The organism is Allobosea sp. NPDC055332 (genome assembly GCF_053645455.1).
Map to the genome: position 1 here is coordinate 252,617 of NZ_JBSHMO010000003.1, position 17,627 is coordinate 270,243.

The 17,627-nt window shown below is 67.4% G+C and carries 15 protein-coding genes; 3 read left to right on the forward strand and 12 right to left on the reverse strand.

The window, feature by feature from the left end; translation table 11 throughout:
• From ACWIGM_RS17565 to ACWIGM_RS17575, 3 genes are all read right to left on the reverse strand, one after another.
• Positions 1 to 2,052: a hydantoinase/oxoprolinase family protein gene (locus ACWIGM_RS17565; protein WP_454027247.1), complete on the reverse strand. Its 2,052-nt coding sequence runs from the start codon at positions 2,050 to 2,052 to the stop codon at positions 1 to 3.
• A 90-nt stretch (positions 2,053 to 2,142) separates the two neighbouring features.
• Positions 2,143 to 3,051, reverse strand: coding sequence for a LysR family transcriptional regulator (locus ACWIGM_RS17570; protein ID WP_454027248.1), 909 nt, complete (start codon positions 3,049 to 3,051; stop codon positions 2,143 to 2,145).
• Positions 3,052 to 3,082: 31 nt separating this feature from the next.
• Entirely contained in the window at positions 3,083 to 4,015 is a 933-nt protein-coding gene (locus tag ACWIGM_RS17575; protein WP_454027249.1) for a LysR family transcriptional regulator, read from the reverse strand.
• A 79-nt stretch (positions 4,016 to 4,094) separates the two neighbouring features.
• On the opposite strand from ACWIGM_RS17575, the gene mdlC reads away from it, so the two are divergent.
• From mdlC to ACWIGM_RS17590, 3 genes are read left to right on the forward strand one after another with little or no spacing between them, the layout of a single operon-like run.
• Entirely contained in the window at positions 4,095 to 5,708 is a 1,614-nt protein-coding gene (gene mdlC / locus ACWIGM_RS17580) for a benzoylformate decarboxylase (RefSeq protein WP_454027250.1), read from the forward strand.
• Positions 5,709 to 5,725: 17 nt separating this feature from the next.
• On the forward strand, positions 5,726 to 7,186 hold the full coding sequence (locus ACWIGM_RS17585) for an aldehyde dehydrogenase (protein ID WP_454027251.1): 1,461 nt from the start codon (positions 5,726 to 5,728) through the stop codon (positions 7,184 to 7,186).
• 39 nt (positions 7,187 to 7,225) lie between these two features.
• On the forward strand, positions 7,226 to 8,269 hold the full coding sequence (locus tag ACWIGM_RS17590) for a Bug family tripartite tricarboxylate transporter substrate binding protein (RefSeq protein ID WP_454027252.1): 1,044 nt from the start codon (positions 7,226 to 7,228) through the stop codon (positions 8,267 to 8,269).
• 129 nt (positions 8,270 to 8,398) lie between these two features.
• Here ACWIGM_RS17590 and ACWIGM_RS17595 read toward each other — a convergent pair whose 3' ends face one another.
• The 9 genes from ACWIGM_RS17595 to ACWIGM_RS17635 all read right to left on the reverse strand — a co-directional run bounded on the left by ACWIGM_RS17595 (position 8,399) and on the right by ACWIGM_RS17635 (position 17,610).
• Positions 8,399 to 9,019, reverse strand: coding sequence for a pentapeptide repeat-containing protein (locus tag ACWIGM_RS17595; RefSeq protein ID WP_454027253.1), 621 nt, complete (start codon positions 9,017 to 9,019; stop codon positions 8,399 to 8,401).
• Between the two features lie 58 nt (positions 9,020 to 9,077).
• Positions 9,078 to 9,950: an ABC transporter permease gene (locus tag ACWIGM_RS17600; RefSeq protein WP_454027254.1), complete on the reverse strand. Its 873-nt coding sequence runs from the start codon at positions 9,948 to 9,950 to the stop codon at positions 9,078 to 9,080.
• 10 nt (positions 9,951 to 9,960) lie between these two features.
• Complete coding sequence (locus tag ACWIGM_RS17605) at positions 9,961 to 10,902, reverse strand: ABC transporter permease (protein ID WP_454027255.1); 942 nt, start codon at positions 10,900 to 10,902, stop codon at positions 9,961 to 9,963.
• A gap of 123 nt (positions 10,903 to 11,025) precedes the next feature.
• On the reverse strand, positions 11,026 to 12,618 hold the full coding sequence (locus tag ACWIGM_RS17610; RefSeq protein ID WP_454027256.1) for an ABC transporter substrate-binding protein: 1,593 nt from the start codon (positions 12,616 to 12,618) through the stop codon (positions 11,026 to 11,028).
• A 156-nt stretch (positions 12,619 to 12,774) separates the two neighbouring features.
• Positions 12,775 to 13,875 (reverse strand): mandelate racemase/muconate lactonizing enzyme family protein, encoded by a 1,101-nt coding sequence (locus ACWIGM_RS17615; protein WP_454027257.1) that lies wholly within the window; start codon positions 13,873 to 13,875, stop codon positions 12,775 to 12,777.
• A 13-nt stretch (positions 13,876 to 13,888) separates the two neighbouring features.
• The gene (locus ACWIGM_RS17620) at positions 13,889 to 14,698 is read right to left on the reverse strand and encodes an alpha/beta fold hydrolase (protein ID WP_454027258.1); all 810 of its coding nucleotides are present in this window, start codon (positions 14,696 to 14,698) and stop codon (positions 13,889 to 13,891) included.
• A 4-nt stretch (positions 14,699 to 14,702) separates the two neighbouring features.
• A complete protein-coding gene (locus ACWIGM_RS17625; protein ID WP_454027259.1) occupies positions 14,703 to 15,098 on the reverse strand; it encodes a RidA family protein in 396 nt (131 codons plus the stop codon).
• Positions 15,099 to 15,132: 34 nt separating this feature from the next.
• Entirely contained in the window at positions 15,133 to 16,566 is a 1,434-nt protein-coding gene (locus ACWIGM_RS17630; protein ID WP_454028018.1) for an NAD-dependent succinate-semialdehyde dehydrogenase, read from the reverse strand.
• Positions 16,567 to 16,638: 72 nt separating this feature from the next.
• A complete protein-coding gene (locus ACWIGM_RS17635) occupies positions 16,639 to 17,610 on the reverse strand; it encodes a Bug family tripartite tricarboxylate transporter substrate binding protein (RefSeq protein WP_454027260.1) in 972 nt (323 codons plus the stop codon).
• Positions 17,611 to 17,627: the final 17 nt, after the last annotated feature.

Consider the following 17,627-nt stretch of genomic DNA (forward strand, 5'->3'; position numbering starts at 1 on the left):
TCAGGCTCCCTCGCGCAGGCTGAGATGCAGGTTGAGGAAGGCGTCGACCTCAGCCTCGAAACCGGCGGGTATGCAGATGGTGGTGTCCTCCTGCGCGACCACGGCCGGGCCGGAGAAATGCTGGCCGCAGCGCAGCGCCTCGCGGTGGAAGAGCGCGACCTCGCGCTCGGCGCCGTCGAGCCAGACCGTGATCGAGCGCGCCGGGACCGCCGCCTCGTCGACCGCCTCGGTGGCCGGGGCAAGTTCGGGTCGCGGCGTCGCGCCAGTGACGACAAGGCGCAGATTGACGATCTGCACCTCCCCCGCCTCGTCGTTGAAGTCGTAGATGGCAAGATGCTGGCGGTGGAAGGCGGCGCATATTGCAGTGAGATCGCCCTCGACCAGCCAGCTTCCGGAGAGAGGCACCTCGATCTCGAAAGACTGGCCGTGATAGCGCATATCGGCGCTCAAGGCTTCGACGACCGGCCCGGTGAAGCGCTGGTCCTCACGGATCCAGGCGAGCCCGTCGCGCTTGAGCTGCGCCAGCGCCTCGCGCAATTGCGGTAGCGAGGCGGGCTCCACCGCGGCGAAGACGCTCTGGATGAAATCGCCCTTCAGATCGGCGATCAGCCCGCCGAGCGCGCTGACGACGCCAGGGCGACGCGGCACCAGCACGCGGGGGATGCCGAGCTCGCGGGCCAGGAAGCAGCCGAGCATCGGCCCGGCGCCGCCGAAGGGCATCAGCGCGAACTCGCGCAGGTCGACGCCGTAGCGGGCGACGAGCTTGTTGATCTCGACGAACATCTCGGAGACGGCGATGGCGATGATCGCCTCGGCGGTCGCCTCGGCGCTACGGCCGAGCATGGCGGCGACCTCGCCGACGACTTTCTGCGCGAGATCACGGCGCATGCCGATCTGGTCATAGGCGAGGGCGGTGTGGCCGAGGAAGCCGCAGGTCGCCATTGCGTCGGTGACGGTGGCGCGGGCGCCGCCGCGGCCATAGCAGGCGGGGCCGGGGGTCGAGCCGGCGCTTTCGGGGCCGACCTTGAGCACGCCGAAGGCATCGGCCCAGGCGATCGAGCCGCCGCCAGCGCCGATCGAGGTCACCGAGACGCTGGGCACATAAAGCGGGAAGTCGCCGACGACCTCGCCGGTGCCGAATTGCGGCTGGCCCTCGATGATCAGGGCAAGGTCAGCGCTGGTACCGCCGATGTCGAGGGTGAGGATGTTTTTCGCGTTGGCCTGCTCGGCGAGATAGGCGGCGCCTATCACGCCCGATGCGGTGCCCGAGAGCAGCATGTTGACGCAGGCGCGCTTGCCGGTCGCGGCGTTCATCACCCCGCCATTCGACTTGGTCAGCATCGGGCCGGCCGGCACGCCGCGGGAGGAAAGCGCCTCCTCGAGTGCATCGAGGTAACCCGAGACGCGTGGATGGACGTAGCCGTTCAGGATCGCGGTCGTGGTGCGCTCATATTCGCGGATCACCGGCCAGACCTCGCTGGTGGTGAAGACGAAGAGCTCCGGCGCCAGCTCGGCGATCAGCGCCCGAGCCTGCGCCTCATGAACTGGATCGCGATAGGCGTGCAGGAAGGAGACGATCACGCCGTCGACGCTGCGCGCCTTGAGCTTCGCGACGGCTTCCGCAAGGGCGTCGCGATCGAGCGGCTCGGCGATGCTGCTATCGGAGAGGACGCGACCGCCGACGCCGAAGACGCGGTCGCGCGGGATGAGCTGCTCCGGGCGGGCGCAGAACAGCGAATACATGTCCGGCATGCGCAGGCGCGCCAGCTCGATCACATCCTCGAAGCCGGCGGTCGTGATCAGGCCGAGACGGCTGCCCTTGCGCTGGATGATGGTGTTGATGCCGACCGTGGTGCCGTGGACGAAGGAGACGATCTCCTCCGGCGGCACGGCATGGCGCTCGTTCAGGAGGTCGAGCCCGGCGAGGAGCTCGCGGCCCGGCGCGTCCGGCGTGGTCAGGACCTTGATGGTCTCGACGCGGCCGCTGCCGGTTTCCAATGCGCAGAAATCAATGAAGGTGCCGCCGATGTCGACGCCGATACGCCAGCTCATGATGGGCCCATTCCATAAAAGACGGACCAGTCTTGGAGAGGGGACCGCGCAGGGTCCAACACCAAAACGGCAGTGCCGGATAAGTCGCCCTTATGCCTCGGGCGCAGGCTGGTCGAGATCGAGCTGCTGGCAGGCCGTGCGAATGTGGTTGCGCAGCAGCTCATGGCTGCGCGAGAGCGGCCGGCGCGTGCTGGTCAGCAGGCAGAGCGGCAGGGCGACATGCGGCCGGAACGGGCGCGTCACCAGGCCCGGGAAATTGTGCCAGGGCAGGAGCCCGTCGACGACGGCGATGCCGAGGCCCTGCTGCACGAAAGCGAGCGCGATGATCGAGACGTCGATCTCCATCTCCGGACTGAACGGCAGGCCTTGCTTGGCCAGCGCGTCGCGCAGCAACTGCCCGGGCAGAGATTCGGCGCGGTAGGAAATCAGCGTCTCGCCATCGAGGTCCTCGGCGCCGATGGCGTCGCGCTCGGCCAGGGGATGGCCGGTTGGCAGCACGCAGACCACGCGGGTATAGCCGACCACCTCGGTCTCGATGAAGGGCGTCGGCTGGTCCATCATGGCGATGCCGAGCCCGGCCTGGTCGCGGTCGAGCATGGTGAGGATGACCTCGGCCGGCACGACATAGGAGCGCACGCGCGTGTTCGGATGCGCGGCGCGGAAATGGCGCAGCGCCTCCGGTACGAAGGAGAGGGATGGCGGCGCTGAGGCGGCGAGGCGCACGAGCCCGGCCTTGCCATGGCGCAGGTCGCGCGTGCGCCGCCGGAGCATTTCGAGGTCGCCGAACAGGCGTTCCACCTCGGGGTAGATCTCCTCGGCCTCTGGAGTCGGGATCAGCCGGCCCTTGACGCGCAGGAACAGCTTGAAGCCGAGCTCGTCCTCGGTGTGCAGCAGGATCTGGCTGAGCGCCGGCTGCGAGACGGCGAGCGCCTCGGCGGCGCCGGTCAGCGTGCCGCAGCGCATGACCATGCGGAAGACTTCGATCTGGCGGGCACGCATGGCGCGATCCTAGAGGCGGCCGCAGCGCCTGTCAGCCATTGCCGGTATCGAGGCTGCGACCGGGGCGAGCAAACAGACCCAATATGATCTCTCGTGCCCAGCGCAGCATGGCGTTCTGGGCGTGACGGCGGCTCCAGTGCAAGGCCACGCTGAAATCGCGTTGCGGCAGAGCGGGTTCGAGCAGGGCGAAGGCGCCGACCGGTTCGAGTCCGAGGCCGATCTGGCGCGGCATCAGCACGGCGAGGTCGGTGGCGCGGATGATTGGCGGCAGCGCCATGAAGCTGGAGACGACCAGCCGGATGCGCGGATCGAGATGCAGCATCTCCAGCATGCGCTGGGTCTGGGCATGCGAGCGCACGGCGACGAAGTCGAGCTTTGCGATATCATCGGCACCCAGGGCGCCGTCGACGGCCTGGCGCGTCACCGGATGGTCGGCGCGGACGAAGACCTGGTAGCGATCACTCAGCATTTCCGCATGAGCGGTGCCGGCGACGGTCGGCAGGAAACCGAGCGCGAAATGCAGCTGGCCATTGTCCAGCGCCTCCGAAATCGCCTCATGCGGCCAGGCGCGCGCGGTGATGCGCAGGTTCGGCGCGATCTCGCGGAAGGTCGTCATCAGCGGCGGCAGGAAGCGGCCTTCGCCAATATCGCTGAGATGCAGCCGTAGCTCCGCGCTGGTGGTCGCGGGATCGAAGCCTTCATCTTCGTCGAGGCCGGCTTCCAGCAGGGCCAAGCCCGCCTGGACCGAATGGGCGAGGCGCTCGGAGCGGGCGGTCGGCCTGACGCCGCCGGCGACGCGCTCGAACAGCGGGTCGCGCAACAACAGACGCAGTCGCGTCAGGGCCTGGCTCGTCGCGGGTTGCGACAAGCCAAGCTCTTCGGCGGCGCGGCTGACATTGCGGGTACGGTAGACCGCGTCGAACAGCCTCAGCAGGTTCAGGTCGATCGTATCAATATTCGCCATGCGAATAATACTTAGTCACTTCATCTAATTGAGCAATGGCCGGCCTATCGCCACAGTGCCTGCGATCCGAGGGACGCGCATGCCAGCCGACAGCACATCATCCTCCGCCCGCCCAAGCGTCCGCGAAGCTGTGCTCGACCTGCTGCGCCAGCTCAGGATCGATACGGTGTTCGGCAATCCCGGCTCGACCGAACTGCCGATGTTCCGGGAGTATCCCGAGGATTTCCGCTATGTGCTCGGCCTGCAGGAAGCGGTCGTGGTCGGGATGGCTGACGGCTATGCCCAGGCGACGCGCAATGCGGCGCTGGTCAACCTGCACTCTGCGGCCGGCGTCGGCCACGCCATGGGCAACATCTTCACCGCGTTCAAGAACCAGACGCCGCTCTTGATCACCGCCGGCCAGCAGGCGCGCTCGATCCTGCCCTTCGACCCGTTCCTCGCCTCGGTGCAGGCGACCGAATTGCCGAAGCCTTATGTCAAATGGGCTATTGAGCCGGCGCGCGGCGCCGACCTGCCGCTGGCGCTGGCGCGGGCCTATCACATTGCGATGCAGCCGCCGCGCGGCCCGGTCTTCATTTCGATCCCGGCCGATGACTGGGACCAGCCGGGCGAATTCGTCCTGTCGCGCCGCGTCAGCCAGGCCCTTGCGCCGGCGCCGGACGCGATTGCCGCGATCGCCGAACGCCTGAATGCCAGCAAGCGGCCGGCCTTCGTCGTTGGCGCCGGCGTGGCGCGCGACCAGGCCGTGGCCGATGTCGTCGCACTCGCCGAACGTCACAAAGCCTCGGTCTATGTCCCGCCGATGTCAGCGCGCTGCGGCTTTCCCGAGCGCCATCCTCAGTTCTGCGGCTTCCTGCCGGCGATGCGCGAGAAGATCGTCGAGCGCCTCGCGCCGCACGACTTCATTCTCGTCCTCGGCGCGCCGGCCTTCACCTATCACGTCGAGGGTAACGGCCCGCATGTCCCCTCGGGCGCGCAGCTCGCCCAGATCGTCGACGATCCGCAGCAGGCGGCCTGGGCGCCGGTCGGCGACAGCGTCATCGCCAGCCTCGATCTCGGCGTGCGGGCGCTGCTCGCCGCGAGCACGCCGGGAGCCGGACGCGAGGCGGCACGGTCCCGCCCGGTCCCGCCGGTGCCGTCGCCCGGTGTGCCGACGTCGGCCGCCTATGCGCTGTCGGTGATCGACCGCGAACGCCATGCCGACGATGTCGTCGTCGAGGAGGCACCGAGCACGCGCTCGACCATCCAGACCTATCTGCCGATGGGCGGAGCCGACAGCTTCTACACCATGGCGAGTGGCGGCCTCGGCCACAGCATGCCGGCGGCGGTCGGCATCGCGCTGGCGCGCCAGCGCCTGAAGCAGCCGGGGCGGGTGATCGCGCTGATCGGCGACGGCTCCAGCCTCTATTCGATCCAGGCGCTCTACAGCGCCGCGCAGTTGAACTTGCCGATGACCTTCCTGATCCTCAACAACCGCCGCTATGCCGCGCTGCAGGATTTCGCGCCGGTCTTCGGCTACGCGCCGAATGACAAGCCGGCCGGGACCGAATTGCCGGGCCTCGATTTCACGCAACTGGCGGGTGGGCAGGGCGTGCCGGGCGAACGGGTCGAGCGGCCCGAGGATCTCGCCCCGCGCCTGCGCGCCGCCTTCGCCGCGCCCGGCCCGAACCTGATCGACATCGTGATCGCCTGAGCTTCGAGGATCGAGAGATGACCAGCACCGACACCATCAAGCTCCTGATCGGCGGCAAGGCGGTCGCAGCGACTGGCGGGCGCGTCATTGAGCGCCGCAACCCACTCGACGGCTCCGTCGCAAGCCGCGCCGCAGCGGCGACGCCGGACGATGCCCGCGCAGCGGTCGATGCCGCCGCCCGCGCCTTCCCGGCCTGGTCGCAGACGTCGCCTGCCAAGCGTCGCGAACTGCTGGTCAAGGGCGCACATGCGCTGGAAGCCCGCGCCGCGGACTTCACCGCCGCAATGTCGGCGGAGACCGGCACCTCCGCCATCTGGGCCGGCTTCAACGTCCATCTCGCCGCCGACATGCTGATCGAGGCAGCCTCCCTGACGACGCAGATCAGCGGCGAGGTCATCCCCTCCAATGTGCCCGGCAGCCTCGCCATGGCGGTGCGTCAGCCGGCGGGTGTCGTGCTCGGCATGGCGCCGTGGAACGCGCCGGTCATCCTCGCCACGCGCGCCATCGCCGTGCCGCTCGCCTGCGGCAACACCGTCGTGCTGAAGGGCTCTGAGCTCTGCCCGCGCACGCATGGGCTGATCATCGCGGCGCTGCAGGAAGCGGGGCTGCCGGAGGGCGTCGTCAACTTCGTCACCAATGCGCCCGAGGACGCTGCTGAGGTCGTCGCGGCGATGGTCGCACACCCTGCGGTCCGGCGCGTCAACTTCACCGGTTCGACCCATGTCGGGCGCATCATCGCGAAGCTCTGCGCCGAGCATCTGAAGCCGGTGGTACTGGAGCTCGGCGGCAAGGCGCCGGCGCTCGTTCTCGACGATGCCGATCTCGACGCTGCGGTCGCCGGCATCGCCTTCGGCGCCTTCGCCAATTCCGGCCAGATCTGCATGTCGACCGAGCGCATCGTGGTCGACAGCAGGATCGCCGACGATTTCGTCACGCGGCTTGCCGCGAAGGCGCAGAAGCTCCCGCTTGGCGACCCCCGCAAGGGGCCGGTGGTGCTCGGCTCGGTCGTCGACATGAAGGCGGTCGAGCGCTGCAACGCCCTGATCGACGATGCGCTCGCCAAGGGCGCGACGTCGGTCTGCGGCGGCAAGTCCGAGACGACCTTGTTCCCGGCGACGCTGCTCGACCATGTCACCCCGGCGATGCGGATCTATGGCGAGGAGAGCTTCGGCCCCGTCAAGGCGATCGTGCGCGTCGATGGCGATGAGGCGGCGATCGCCTGCGCCAACGACAATCCCTATGGGCTCTCGGCCGCCGTCTTCACCGGCGACACCGCGCGCGGTTGGCGCGTGGCGAGCCGCATCGAATCCGGCATCTGCCATGTCAACGGTCCGACCGTGCATGACGAGGCGCAGATGCCGTTCGGCGGCGTCAAGAACAGTGGCTATGGCCGTTTCGGCGGGCGCGCCGGCATCGAGGCCTTCACCGAATTGCGCTGGCTGACGCTGCAGACCACGCCGCGCCACTACCCGTTCTAGGCGCCGAAGAGCGCGATCCAAGCCGAGGGAGGACAAGTCATGACGTCTGGACGAGGCTCGATGAACCCGCCACGCGGCTCAGCCCCTGCGCGCGCGCAGCCGACGCGTCGGCAAACACTGGCGCTGGCCGGCGCGGCGCTGCTTTGTCCGGCTATCGCGAGTGCCCAGGTTCGCGCGGCGAGCTGGCGTCCGAGCAAGAGCGTGCGGCTGGTGGTGCCCTTCGCCGCAGGCGGGGCCAACGACATCATCGCCCGTGTGCTCGGCGAGCGGTTGAGCGCGATGTGGCAGCAGCAGGTCTATATCGACAACAAGCCGGGCGCGAGTTCCAACATCGGCTCGGCCGACGTGGCCCGCTCCGAGCCTGATGGGCATCATCTCCTGATCACATCGAGTGCGATCGTGGTGAACCGCTTTCTCTTCGAGAAGCTGTCCTTCGATCCGCTCGCCGACTTCGCTCCGCTGTCGCTCGCGACCGTCATTCCCAATGTGATGGTGGTGCCCCCGGGCTCCAGCGCGCGCACGGTCGGCGACTTCATCGCCATGGCGAAGGCGAAGCCCGGCACGCTGAATTTCGGCTCGGCGGGTGTCGGTTCCTCGCTCCATCTGATCGGCGAGCTGTTCAAGCGTGCGGCTGGCATCGAGATGACCCATGTCCCTTATCGTGGCGCGGCGCCCGCCATGCAGGACCTGATGGGTGGGCGCATCGACGTCATGTTCGACACGGTGACCGTCTCGATCAGCCAGATTCGCGGCGGCACGATCCGCGCCATCGGCGTCTCGACACAGGAGCGCGTCCCGGCGCTGCCAGAGGTTCCGCCGATCGGCGATACGCTGCCGGGCTTCGATGTCGGCTCCTGGTTCGCCCTCTTCCTGCCGGGCAAGACGCCGCCCGAGATCGTCGCGCAAGTCTCGGCCGATGTGCAGGCCGCGCTGCGGCACGAAACGGTGAAGACCCGGATCGAAGAGCTTGGCGGCCGTGTCGTCGCATCGACGCCGGATGCGCTGGCCCGCTACATGCGCGAGGAAACAGACCGCTGGGGCAAGTTGATCCGCGACGCCGGGATCAAGGCACAGGATGGCTGACCGGCTTGCCACTCAGCCGCTGCCGGCACAGTGAGATCGCCCTCGACCGGCTATCCGCTGGTCTCATCCTGGGCAGGCTGGGGAGCGTCGCGGGTCTGTGGCAGCGCAGCAGGTCATTCTGCGCGTCCATCATGTCCTGCGCACATCGAGCCCGAGTGCTTCGGCGATGGTGATGGTCTGGTCGATCGTGATGATCGCGTCCTTCAGCCGGACGTGTTCCGGCTCGATCGCGCTCAGATCGCTTCCGCGCAGATCACAGCGTGAGAAGTCCGCGCCATGGAGCCATGAGCCCGACAGGTCGACATCTCGTATCGAACCGCCCTGGCATTGGGCTCCCGTCAGGTCCGCCTCCCGCAACCGGGTTCGGTCGAAGGAGGCGCGGCGCAGATCGGCTCCGGGCAGTCCCGCAAAAGACCAATCCCCGTCCGTGACCCGCATGTTGTCGAACTGGCAGCCATCGAACAGGCTTCCGATGAACTTGCATTCGGTGAACGTGCTGTCGAAGAAGTTGCACGAGACGAAGGTGCAGTTCACGAAGGCCCCGCCATGGTGCGTGGAGGTGCTGAAGCGCGCACGCCGAAACGTGCAGGCGTCGAAAACGCTGCCGATGTTCCGCGCTTCCGTCAGATCAAGATCGACGAACAGCGTGTTTTGATAGCGCTGCCGCTGCAGTTCCTGGCCGTACCAGTCCGCGCCCGCGATCGTTTCGACGGTTTTCGGTGCCGATTCACCGTATTTTCGTTCCACCATCTGTCTATCATGCCACAAGGCGCCCGTCAGCCGAAGGCGGAAGGATCACCGGCCGCCTTCACAATGTCCGCGCCAGGCGTGGATCGAGCATGTCGCGCAGGCCGTCGCCGATCAGGTTGATGAACAGCACGGTCGCTCCGAGGAACAGGCTCGGATAGAGCACGACCCAGAAGGCGAGCTGGACGACATTGCGCCCCTCCGAGATCACGCTGCCCCAGGTCGGCGTGGTCGGCGGGATGCCGAGGCCGAGGAAGCTGAGATAGGCTTCCGACAGGATCGCGGAGGCGCAGACGAAGCTCGCCTGCACGATCAGCGGGGCGATTGTGTTGGGCAGGACGTGCCTGATCAGCAGGCCGGGAAAGCGCACACCGCTGAGGCGCGCGGCCTCGATATAGGGCTGCTCGCGGATGCTCAGCACGACTGAGCGCACGAGGCGCACGACGCGCGGCACCTCGGGAATCGCGATCGCGATGACGACCGTGGTGACGCTGGGCTTGACGATGGCGACGAGCGCGACGGCGAGCAGGATGCCGGGGATCGCCATCATCCCGTCCATGATCCGCATCAGAACCGCATCCGCGACGCGGTTGAAGCCAGCGATCATGCCGATGGCGAGGCCGAGGCAGACAGACAGGGCGGCGACGCCGATGCCGACCGTGAGCGAGACCCGCCCGCCCCAGATGACGCGGCTGAAGACGTCGCGGCCGAACGGGTCGGAGCCGAACAGCCAGGCATCGCTCGGCGGCCGCAGCCTCGCCGCCGGGTTGATCGCGACGGGATCATGCGTCGCGATCAGCGGCGCGAACAGAGCGAGCAGGATGATCGCCGCCAACCCGATGCAGCCGAGGATGAAGAGGGGATAGCGCCGGAGCCAATAGCTCAGCGTCTTGGAACTGGCGCTCTTGCGAGGGGCCTCGATGGCGATGCTCATGGGCTCGTCCTCAATAGCGGATGCGCGGATCGAACAGCGAATAGGACAGGTCGATCAGGAGATTGATCAGCACGTAGAGCGCCGACAGCACGAGGATCACCCCCTGCAGGATCGGGAAGTCTCGGCGGATGATCGCGTCGATCATCAGACGCCCCATGCCGGGGATTGCGAAGACGGTCTCGGTGACGACGATGCCGCCGAGCAGCGAGGAGAGCCCGATGCCGACCATGGTGACGATCGGCACGGCGGCGTTCTTCAGGGCGTGCACGGCGAGGATGCGCGGCGTGGCCATGCCCTTGGCGCGGGCGGTGCGCATATAGTCCTGGTTCAGCACGTCCAGCACGGTCGCACGGGTCATGCGCGTCAGCAGGGCGATGTAGATGAAGCTGACGGTTAGGCTCGGCAGCACGATGTGCGGGAAGAATTTCGCCGGCCCCGCCGACATCGGCTGGTAGCCCCGCACCGGGAACCATTTCAGCTCGACCGAGAACTTGAAGATCAGGAGGTAGCCGATCAGGAAGATCGGCATCGAGAAGGCGATGACGGCGAGCGTCATGATCAGCTGGTCGATCCAGCTGCCGGCCTTCCAGGCGGCGATCACGCCGAGCGGGATCGCGACGATCACCGCGAAGGTCATGATTGTCAGGCCGATGATCAGCGTCGGCTCGATGCGCTGCGCGATCAGTTGCGACACCGGCATCTGGTTGAACAGCGAGGTGCCGAGATCGCCCTGCAGCACCTGCCAGAGCCAGCTGAGGAACTGCTCGGCGATCGGGCGCTCCAGGCCGAGCTGCTCGCGGATGCGGCGCAGGTCTTCCGGCGTCGCGAGGTCGCCGCCGATCAGGGCGGCCGGGTCGCCGGGCGTCAGATGCAGCAGCATGAAGACGATAACCGCGACGGTCGCCATCACCGGAATGGTCGCGAGCAGGCGCTTGAGGATGTAGCCGAGCATCGGTGTTCTCCGTTCCTCAGGGCGGGCCACATCCTCGACCGCCGACCTTGCAGGCCGCCGGCGCGATGTGTGGCCGCTGGAGATGGGGGACGGCGCATGCCGAGGGTACGCGCCGCCGGCCGCTCACTTCTTGCTGACGTTCCAGAACAGCGGGATCGGTGAATCGATCAGGCCTTCGACATTCCGGCGATAGGCGGTGAGCTGCTTGTACTGGCCGGTCAGCCCATAGATCGAGGCGGCGTAGGCCTCCTGCTGGATCTTGTCGGCGATCGCGCCCTGTTCGGCCTCCGGCGCCTTCAGGAACGCCGTCCGCAGCGTCTCGATCGCCTCGTTCTTCGGCCAGCCGATCGACGCCTTGCCGACACCGCCGGCGCGCAGGGCATTGTTGAGGAAGGGCACGGAGTAGTTCGTACTGTCGGCATATTGCGGGCCGATGTTCCAGCCGCCCTGGGCGATCGGCTCCTGCTTCAGCATCAAGGCGAAGATCGTGGCGCCGTCCGTCGCCCTGAGCTCGACATTCATGCCGATCGCCTTGAGGTTGTCGAACAGAACGACGGTGATCGGATGCAGGATCGTGTCGTCGACGGCGTCGAGCAGCACGACCTTCTCACCCTTGTAGCCGGAGGTGGCGAGCGTCTTCTTCGCCTCATCCAGGTTCTTCTTGAAGAGAATTTGCTCGGGCGCGAGGTCCCGACCGAAGCGGGTGCCGCAGAAATAGAAGCTGCGGCAGGGCTCCCAGCTGCGCTTGTCGTCGCTGAGCACGCGCAGATATTCGCCCTGCTCGATCGTCTGCAGCACGGCGCGCCGGACCTTCTCGTTGTCGAAGGGCGGATGGATATGGTTGAAGCGGATCATCGTCTGCATGCCGAAGGGATCGACGGCGCGGACGGTGATCTCCTTGTCGTTCTGCAGCGTCGGCAGCAGGTCGGAGGGCGGGTGCTCGAGCCAGTCGACCTCGCCGGCCATCAATGCGGCGGCGGCGGTCGCGCCATTGGGAATGAACACCCACTCCATGCGCTCGACCTTGGCGATCTTGCCGCCCGACATGAAGTCGGCCGGCTCGGAGCGGGGCTTGTAACCCTTGAACTTCTTGTAGACTGCCTTGTCGCCGGGCATCCATTCTTCGCGGGCGAACATGAACGGACCGGAGCCGATCACCTCCTTGATCTGCTCGAAGCCGCTGGTCCTGGCGATACGCTCGGGCATCATGAACGGCACCGGCGAGCCGGTCTTGGCCAGCGCCGAGAGCACATGGCCGAACGGTTCCTTCAGCACGATCTCGAAGCTGTCGGTCCCGGTCGCCTTGATCTCGCTGGCGGCGGCGATCAGCGCCTGGCCGATCGAGTCGCGCTGGCCCCAGCGCTTGATCGAGGCGACGCAATCGGCGGCGGTGACGGGCGCGCCGTCATGCCAGGTCAGGCCCGGCCGCAGCTTGAACGCATAGCGCAGCTTGTCGTCGGAGACGGTCCAGGTCTCGACCATCTGCGGCGTGACCTGGAATTTCGAGTCAAAGGCGAACAACGTGTCGTAGACGAGATAACCGTGGTTGCGGCTGTTGTATTCCAGCGACCAGATCGGATCGATGACACGGATGTCGGTCGCCGCGGCGAAGCGGAAGGTGTCCTTGTCCTGCGCGAAGACAGTCGTCGCCACGCCGGCCGCGATCACGACGCCTGCGGCGCGCACGGCACGGGCAAAACTTGTCCGGATGTTCATTGTCTGAGCTCCTCACCTGAACGAGATCACGGGTCGCGCGCTCTGCGGCGTTTGATCGACCTGTGTCGGTGAGGAAGGCTCGATATAACGAGGATTGAGACCCTCGCTATCGCCAACCGCCTGATCTTTGAAGCCTGAGGCCAAGCCTCCGGAATGTCAAGCATTCTCCGATAGTTGCGACAATCCAGAGCCGACACCTAGCGGTAGAGTAAGCCGGCCCTCCACGGCCTCCAGCCCGCTGAAGGGATCATCGAGCAGATGGTCGAACTCAGCGAACTCGACGGGGTAGTGGAAGGAGGGCAAAGCCGCGGCCAGATGCAGGCATTGCGCCGCGATCAGGCGAGGCCCATAGGCGGTCCCGACCCGGTAGGCGCGCCCCGCCGCCTCGCAGATCTGCGAGGCGATGAAGACCTTGCCGAGCCCGCCGAGCACCGAGCTCTTCAGATTGAAGCTGTCGCAGGCGCCTTCGGCGATCAGCGTGACGATGTCGCGCAGCGAGCGGATCGCCTCGTCAGCCTCGACCGCGATCGGGCTGCGCTGCGAGACGAAAGCGAGACCCGCGACGTCCGCGGCGGGAACCGGCTGCTCGACGAGGTCGACGCCATGACGGGCGATGCGCTCCATCATGCGCAGTGCGGCTTTCGGAGTATAGCTCTGGTTGGCGTCGGCGGAGAGCCTGACGGCGGGGCCGACGCTCTCGCGCACGGCCTTGACGCGCGCCTCGGCGAGATCGGCATCGCCGTCGATCTTCACCTTGAGGCAGCGATAGCCGAGCCAGGCGAGCCTGGCGGCATCGGCGGCCATGCTCGGGGGGGCCTTGAGCGGCAGGATGCGCTGAAGCTCGACGCTTTGACGTCGCGCGCCGCCGAAAAGGACGTGCAGCGGTACGCGCAAGGTTCGCGCTGCCAACTCATGGAGCGCGCTGTCGATGCCGGCTTTGACCGCCTCGTGTCCGGACAGGGCCTTGTCGAGACGATCCCGCGTCTGTGCGTAGTGCAAGGGGTCGGCGCCGAGCAGGGTTGGACGCAGCACCTCGATCGCGGCCTCCGAGCCGACGAGGTCGTCGGCATAGAAGGCCATCGCCTCGACATGGCCCTCGCCGGCGAGGCCGGAAGTCGTGCGCAAGGTCACGATCAGCCCGTCGAGGCGCGGGATGCCACCGAGCGCGAAGCGCCAGGCCGGGTCCTGCTGCGGCTGGACGCAGCGCCTGACTTCGACGGCGACGATCCGGTCAGCCTCGGTAGGAGGGGTAGCCATGATCAAGGTGCTCCTAGCGGCTCACCGAGCCGAGAAAACTCAGGATTTCGCGGTTGTAGAGCTCCGGCACCTCCCACCAGGGCGAATGGCCGGAATCGGGCAGGATGGCGAGGCGCGCGCTGGGGATCCGGCTGGCGATCAGGCGGGCATTGGCCGGTGGGGCGTAGAGGTCGGCATCGCCGGTCAGGACGAGCGTGGGGAAATCGAAGCGCTGCAGATCGGCCCATCGGACGCGATTGGCGAAGCGCAAGGGAACGCGCTCGACGCCGGAGCGCGCCAGCATCGCATTCCAGCGCGCGACACCTTCCGGGTATTGTGCCCGATAGGACGGGCCGAGCTCGCGGAAATCATGCGGGAGCCGTTCGAATTCAGGCGGCAGTAGCCTGTGCAGCATCGCCTGATAATCATCATCCACGAGCCCGACGATGCTGCTGGAGATGACGAAGCTGAGCAGGCGCTGCGGATGCGAGACGGCAAAGTCGGTCGCGACCATGCCGCCGGCGGCCGTGCCGATCAGGTGGAAGCGATCCAGCCCGAGCGCATCGACCAGGCGGAGCAGGTCGGTCGATGCCGGCGTCGTTGCGGCCGCGTCGCCATCGTCGGAGCCGAAATGGCCGCGGCGGGAATAGCCGATGACGCGATAGCCGGCTTCGGCGAAGACCGGCCATTGCTGGTCCCAGCATTCGCCGCTGCCGGCCGAGGCATGGAGCAGGACGACGGCGGGCCCAATGCCGCCCGTGTCCCAAACCCATAGCCGGGTGCCGTCGCCGACATCGACATGGGCTTCGCGCCGCGAGCGGCCTTGGGAGAGGGCGGCGTTCACCGGCTCAGTCCACCTTGAAGGCGATGGCGTCGGCCTCGATCAGCCAGGCGGGATTGGCGAGGCCACCGACCACGAAGGCCGTCGTCGCCGGCGGCTTTGCGGAGAAGTAGCCGTTGCGGATGCCAGCATAGCCGATGATCTCCTCGGCGCTGCGGCAATAGGCGGTGATCTTGACGATGTCGTCGAAGCCCATGCCGGCCGAGGCGAGGACGGCGCCGATATTGTCCATCATCTGCCGGACCTGATCGTCGAAGGCTTCGGGAATGGAGCCATCGGGCCGGACACCGACCTGCCCGGCGATGAAGAGCTGGCGGCCGGGGCCACGGGTCTCGACTCCATGCGAATAGAGATTGCGGGCGGGCGGCGCCATCGAGGCCGGGTTGTGCTGGATCGTTGTCATCGGTCGTCTCTTGCGGTTGGAAAAGTGGGTGGGCTCAGGCGCCGACCTGGCTGACGAACTTGGTCGAGAGATAGGCTTCGAGCCCCTCCATGCCGCCTTCGCTGCCGTAGCCGGAATCCTTGATGCCGCCGAACGGGGTCTCGGCCGCGGCGAGGCCGAAATGGTTGATCGAGATCATGCCGCTCTCGAGCCCGTCGGCGAATTGCGCGGCGCGCCTCGTCGAGCGAGTGAAGGCGAAGGCGGCGAGGCCGAAAGGCAGGGCGTTGGAGCGCTCGATCGCCTCGTCGACCGAGCCGACCCGCACCAGCGCCGCCACAGGTCCGAATGGTTCGTCGCGCATGATGCGGGCGCTGTCGGGCACGTCGGAGAGGACGGTGGGCTCGAAGAAGAAGCCTTCATTGCCGATGCGGCGGCCACCGGTCTCGAGCCGGGCGCCGCGCTGGACGGCGTCGGCGACGAAATCCTGCAGCGCGTCAAGCCGGCGGGCATTGGCGAGCGGGCCCATCTGCGTGCCCTCGGTCGCGCCGGGGCCGACCTTGACTGCTTTGGCAGCCTCGGTGAAAGCGGCGCGGAAGCCGTCATAGACGGCGTCCTGCACATAAAAGCGCGTCGGTGAGGCGCAGACCTGGCCGGCATTGCGGAATTTCAGCCCAACGCCGAGCTTCACCACTGCATCGAGATCGACATCATCGCAGACGATGAAGGGGGCATGGCCGCCGAGCTCCATGGTGGCGCGCTTCGCCTGTGCCCCCGCCAACGCGCCGAGATGCTTGCCGACCGGGACCGAACCGGTGAACGAGACCTTGCGGATCACTGGCGAGGCGATCAGCCGCTCCGAGATTTCGGCGGGCACGCCGAACAGGATGTTGAGCACACCCTCGGGCAGGCCAGCCTCCTGGAAGCATTTGGCGAGTTCGATACAGGCCGAGGGCGCCTCTTCTGGCGGCTTGGCGATGATCGAGCAACCGGCGGCCAGCGCCCCGGCGATCTTGCGGACGAGCTGGGCGAGCGGGAAGTTCCAGGGGCTGAAGGCCGCGACCGGCCCGACCGGCTCCTTCACGACGATCTGGCGCGCTCCGGGAATGCGCGAGGGGATCACGCGGCCATAGGCGCGCCGGCCTTCCTCGGCATACCACTCGATATGCTCGGGCGCCGTGGCGGCCTCACCGCGCGCCTCGGCCAGCGGCTTGCCCTGCTCGCGGGTCATATGCTGCGCCATCACCTCGGCGCGCTCGCGCACCAGCGCGGCGGCGCGATGCAGGATGCGTGAGCGTTCGAGCGCGGTCATGGTGCGCCAGGTCGCAAAACCCTTCCGTGCGGCCTCCAGGGCAGCGTCGACATCGGCCGCCTCGGCGAAGCCGAGCTTGCCGATCACTGCGCCGGTGGCGGGATCGACGACGTCGCCGGTGCGGGAGCCGGATGGTGCGCGCCAGCTGCCGGCGATGAGAAGGGGCTTGTCGAGCATGATCCGATATCCTGCGTTGGAAGCTTGGGCCGCGGCTACGCGACCTGGTGATTGACCGGGGAGGAATGCGGAGCGCTATTCGAGCTTGACCCCGATCGAGGCGATCAGCGGCCCCCATTTCGCCCGCTCGGCCTTGATGAAGGCGACGAACTCGTCCGGGGAGGTCGGCGAGGAGATCGCCTCCTGGCTCTCGAACTGCTTCAACAGCTCGTCCGAGCGGAGCGTCGCCAGGGCGGCGGCGTGGATCCTGCCGGACACCTCAGCCGGCATCCCGGCGGGGCCGACCAGCCCGTACCAATTGTCGGAGACGACCTTGGGAAAGCCGACTTCGGCGGTGGTCGGCACATCCGGCAGGGCCTTGATCCGCTTCTCGGTGGTGACCGCGAGGGCATTGACGCTGCCGGCCTGGATCTGCGGCAGCAGCACCGGGATATCGGCCGTGACCATGTCGATATGGCCGGCGATCAGGTCGTTCACCGCCGGCGCCGCGCCGCGATAGGGCACATGGGTGATGTCGATCCCCGCTTCCGCCTTGAACAGCTCGCTGGCGAGATGGGTGATGCTGCCGAGCCCGGCAGAGCCGAAATTGACCTTGCCCGGGTTCTTCTTCGCGTAGACGACGAGGTCGGCGAGGCTCTTCAGGCCGAGCTTGGCGTTGGTGGTGATCACCTCCGGAACGCGCGACACCAGCGTGAGCGGTGTCAGGCTCGTCTCCCAGTCGAACGGCATCTTCGGGATCATGAACGGCACGGTCGAGAGCGCCGCCGCGCCGGCCAGAGCGAGCTGGTAGCCGTCCGGCCCTGCCTTGGCGATCGCATCGATGGCGGGCAATCCCGCTGCGCCGCCGGGGCGGTTGTCGATGACCACCTGCTGGCCGAGCCGGGTGCTCATCCCGCTGGCGAGCGCACGGGCGAACAGATCGGCCGGGCCGCCGGCTGCGAAAGTCACGATCAGTCGGATCGGCCTGACGGGATAGCCCTGTGCGCCAGCGCCGCGCGGTGCCAGCATGGCTGCGCCGGCCGTCGCCATGAATCTGCGCCTGTCCATGTCGATCCTCCTCCCGT

Bases quoted from the DNA above. Each gene is read 5' to 3' on its own strand.
- ACWIGM_RS17565 (WP_454027247.1), bottom strand. From the start codon at position 2,052: ATGAGCTGGCGTATCGGCGTCGACATCGGCGGCACCTTCATTGATTTC.
- ACWIGM_RS17570 (WP_454027248.1), bottom strand. From the start codon at position 3,051: ATGCGTGCCCGCCAGATCGAAGTCTTCCGCATGGTCATGCGCTGCGGC.
- ACWIGM_RS17575 (WP_454027249.1), bottom strand. From the start codon at position 4,015: ATGGCGAATATTGATACGATCGACCTGAACCTGCTGAGGCTGTTCGAC.
- mdlC (WP_454027250.1), top strand. From the start codon at position 4,095: ATGCCAGCCGACAGCACATCATCCTCCGCCCGCCCAAGCGTCCGCGAA.
- ACWIGM_RS17585 (WP_454027251.1), top strand. From the start codon at position 5,726: ATGACCAGCACCGACACCATCAAGCTCCTGATCGGCGGCAAGGCGGTC.
- ACWIGM_RS17590 (WP_454027252.1), top strand. From the start codon at position 7,226: ATGACGTCTGGACGAGGCTCGATGAACCCGCCACGCGGCTCAGCCCCT.
- ACWIGM_RS17595 (WP_454027253.1), bottom strand. From the start codon at position 9,019: ATGGTGGAACGAAAATACGGTGAATCGGCACCGAAAACCGTCGAAACG.
- ACWIGM_RS17600 (WP_454027254.1), bottom strand. From the start codon at position 9,950: ATGAGCATCGCCATCGAGGCCCCTCGCAAGAGCGCCAGTTCCAAGACG.
- ACWIGM_RS17605 (WP_454027255.1), bottom strand. From the start codon at position 10,902: ATGCTCGGCTACATCCTCAAGCGCCTGCTCGCGACCATTCCGGTGATG.
- ACWIGM_RS17610 (WP_454027256.1), bottom strand. From the start codon at position 12,618: ATGAACATCCGGACAAGTTTTGCCCGTGCCGTGCGCGCCGCAGGCGTC.
- ACWIGM_RS17615 (WP_454027257.1), bottom strand. From the start codon at position 13,875: ATGGCTACCCCTCCTACCGAGGCTGACCGGATCGTCGCCGTCGAAGTC.
- ACWIGM_RS17625 (WP_454027259.1), bottom strand. From the start codon at position 15,098: ATGACAACGATCCAGCACAACCCGGCCTCGATGGCGCCGCCCGCCCGC.
- ACWIGM_RS17635 (WP_454027260.1), bottom strand. From the start codon at position 17,610: ATGGACAGGCGCAGATTCATGGCGACGGCCGGCGCAGCCATGCTGGCA.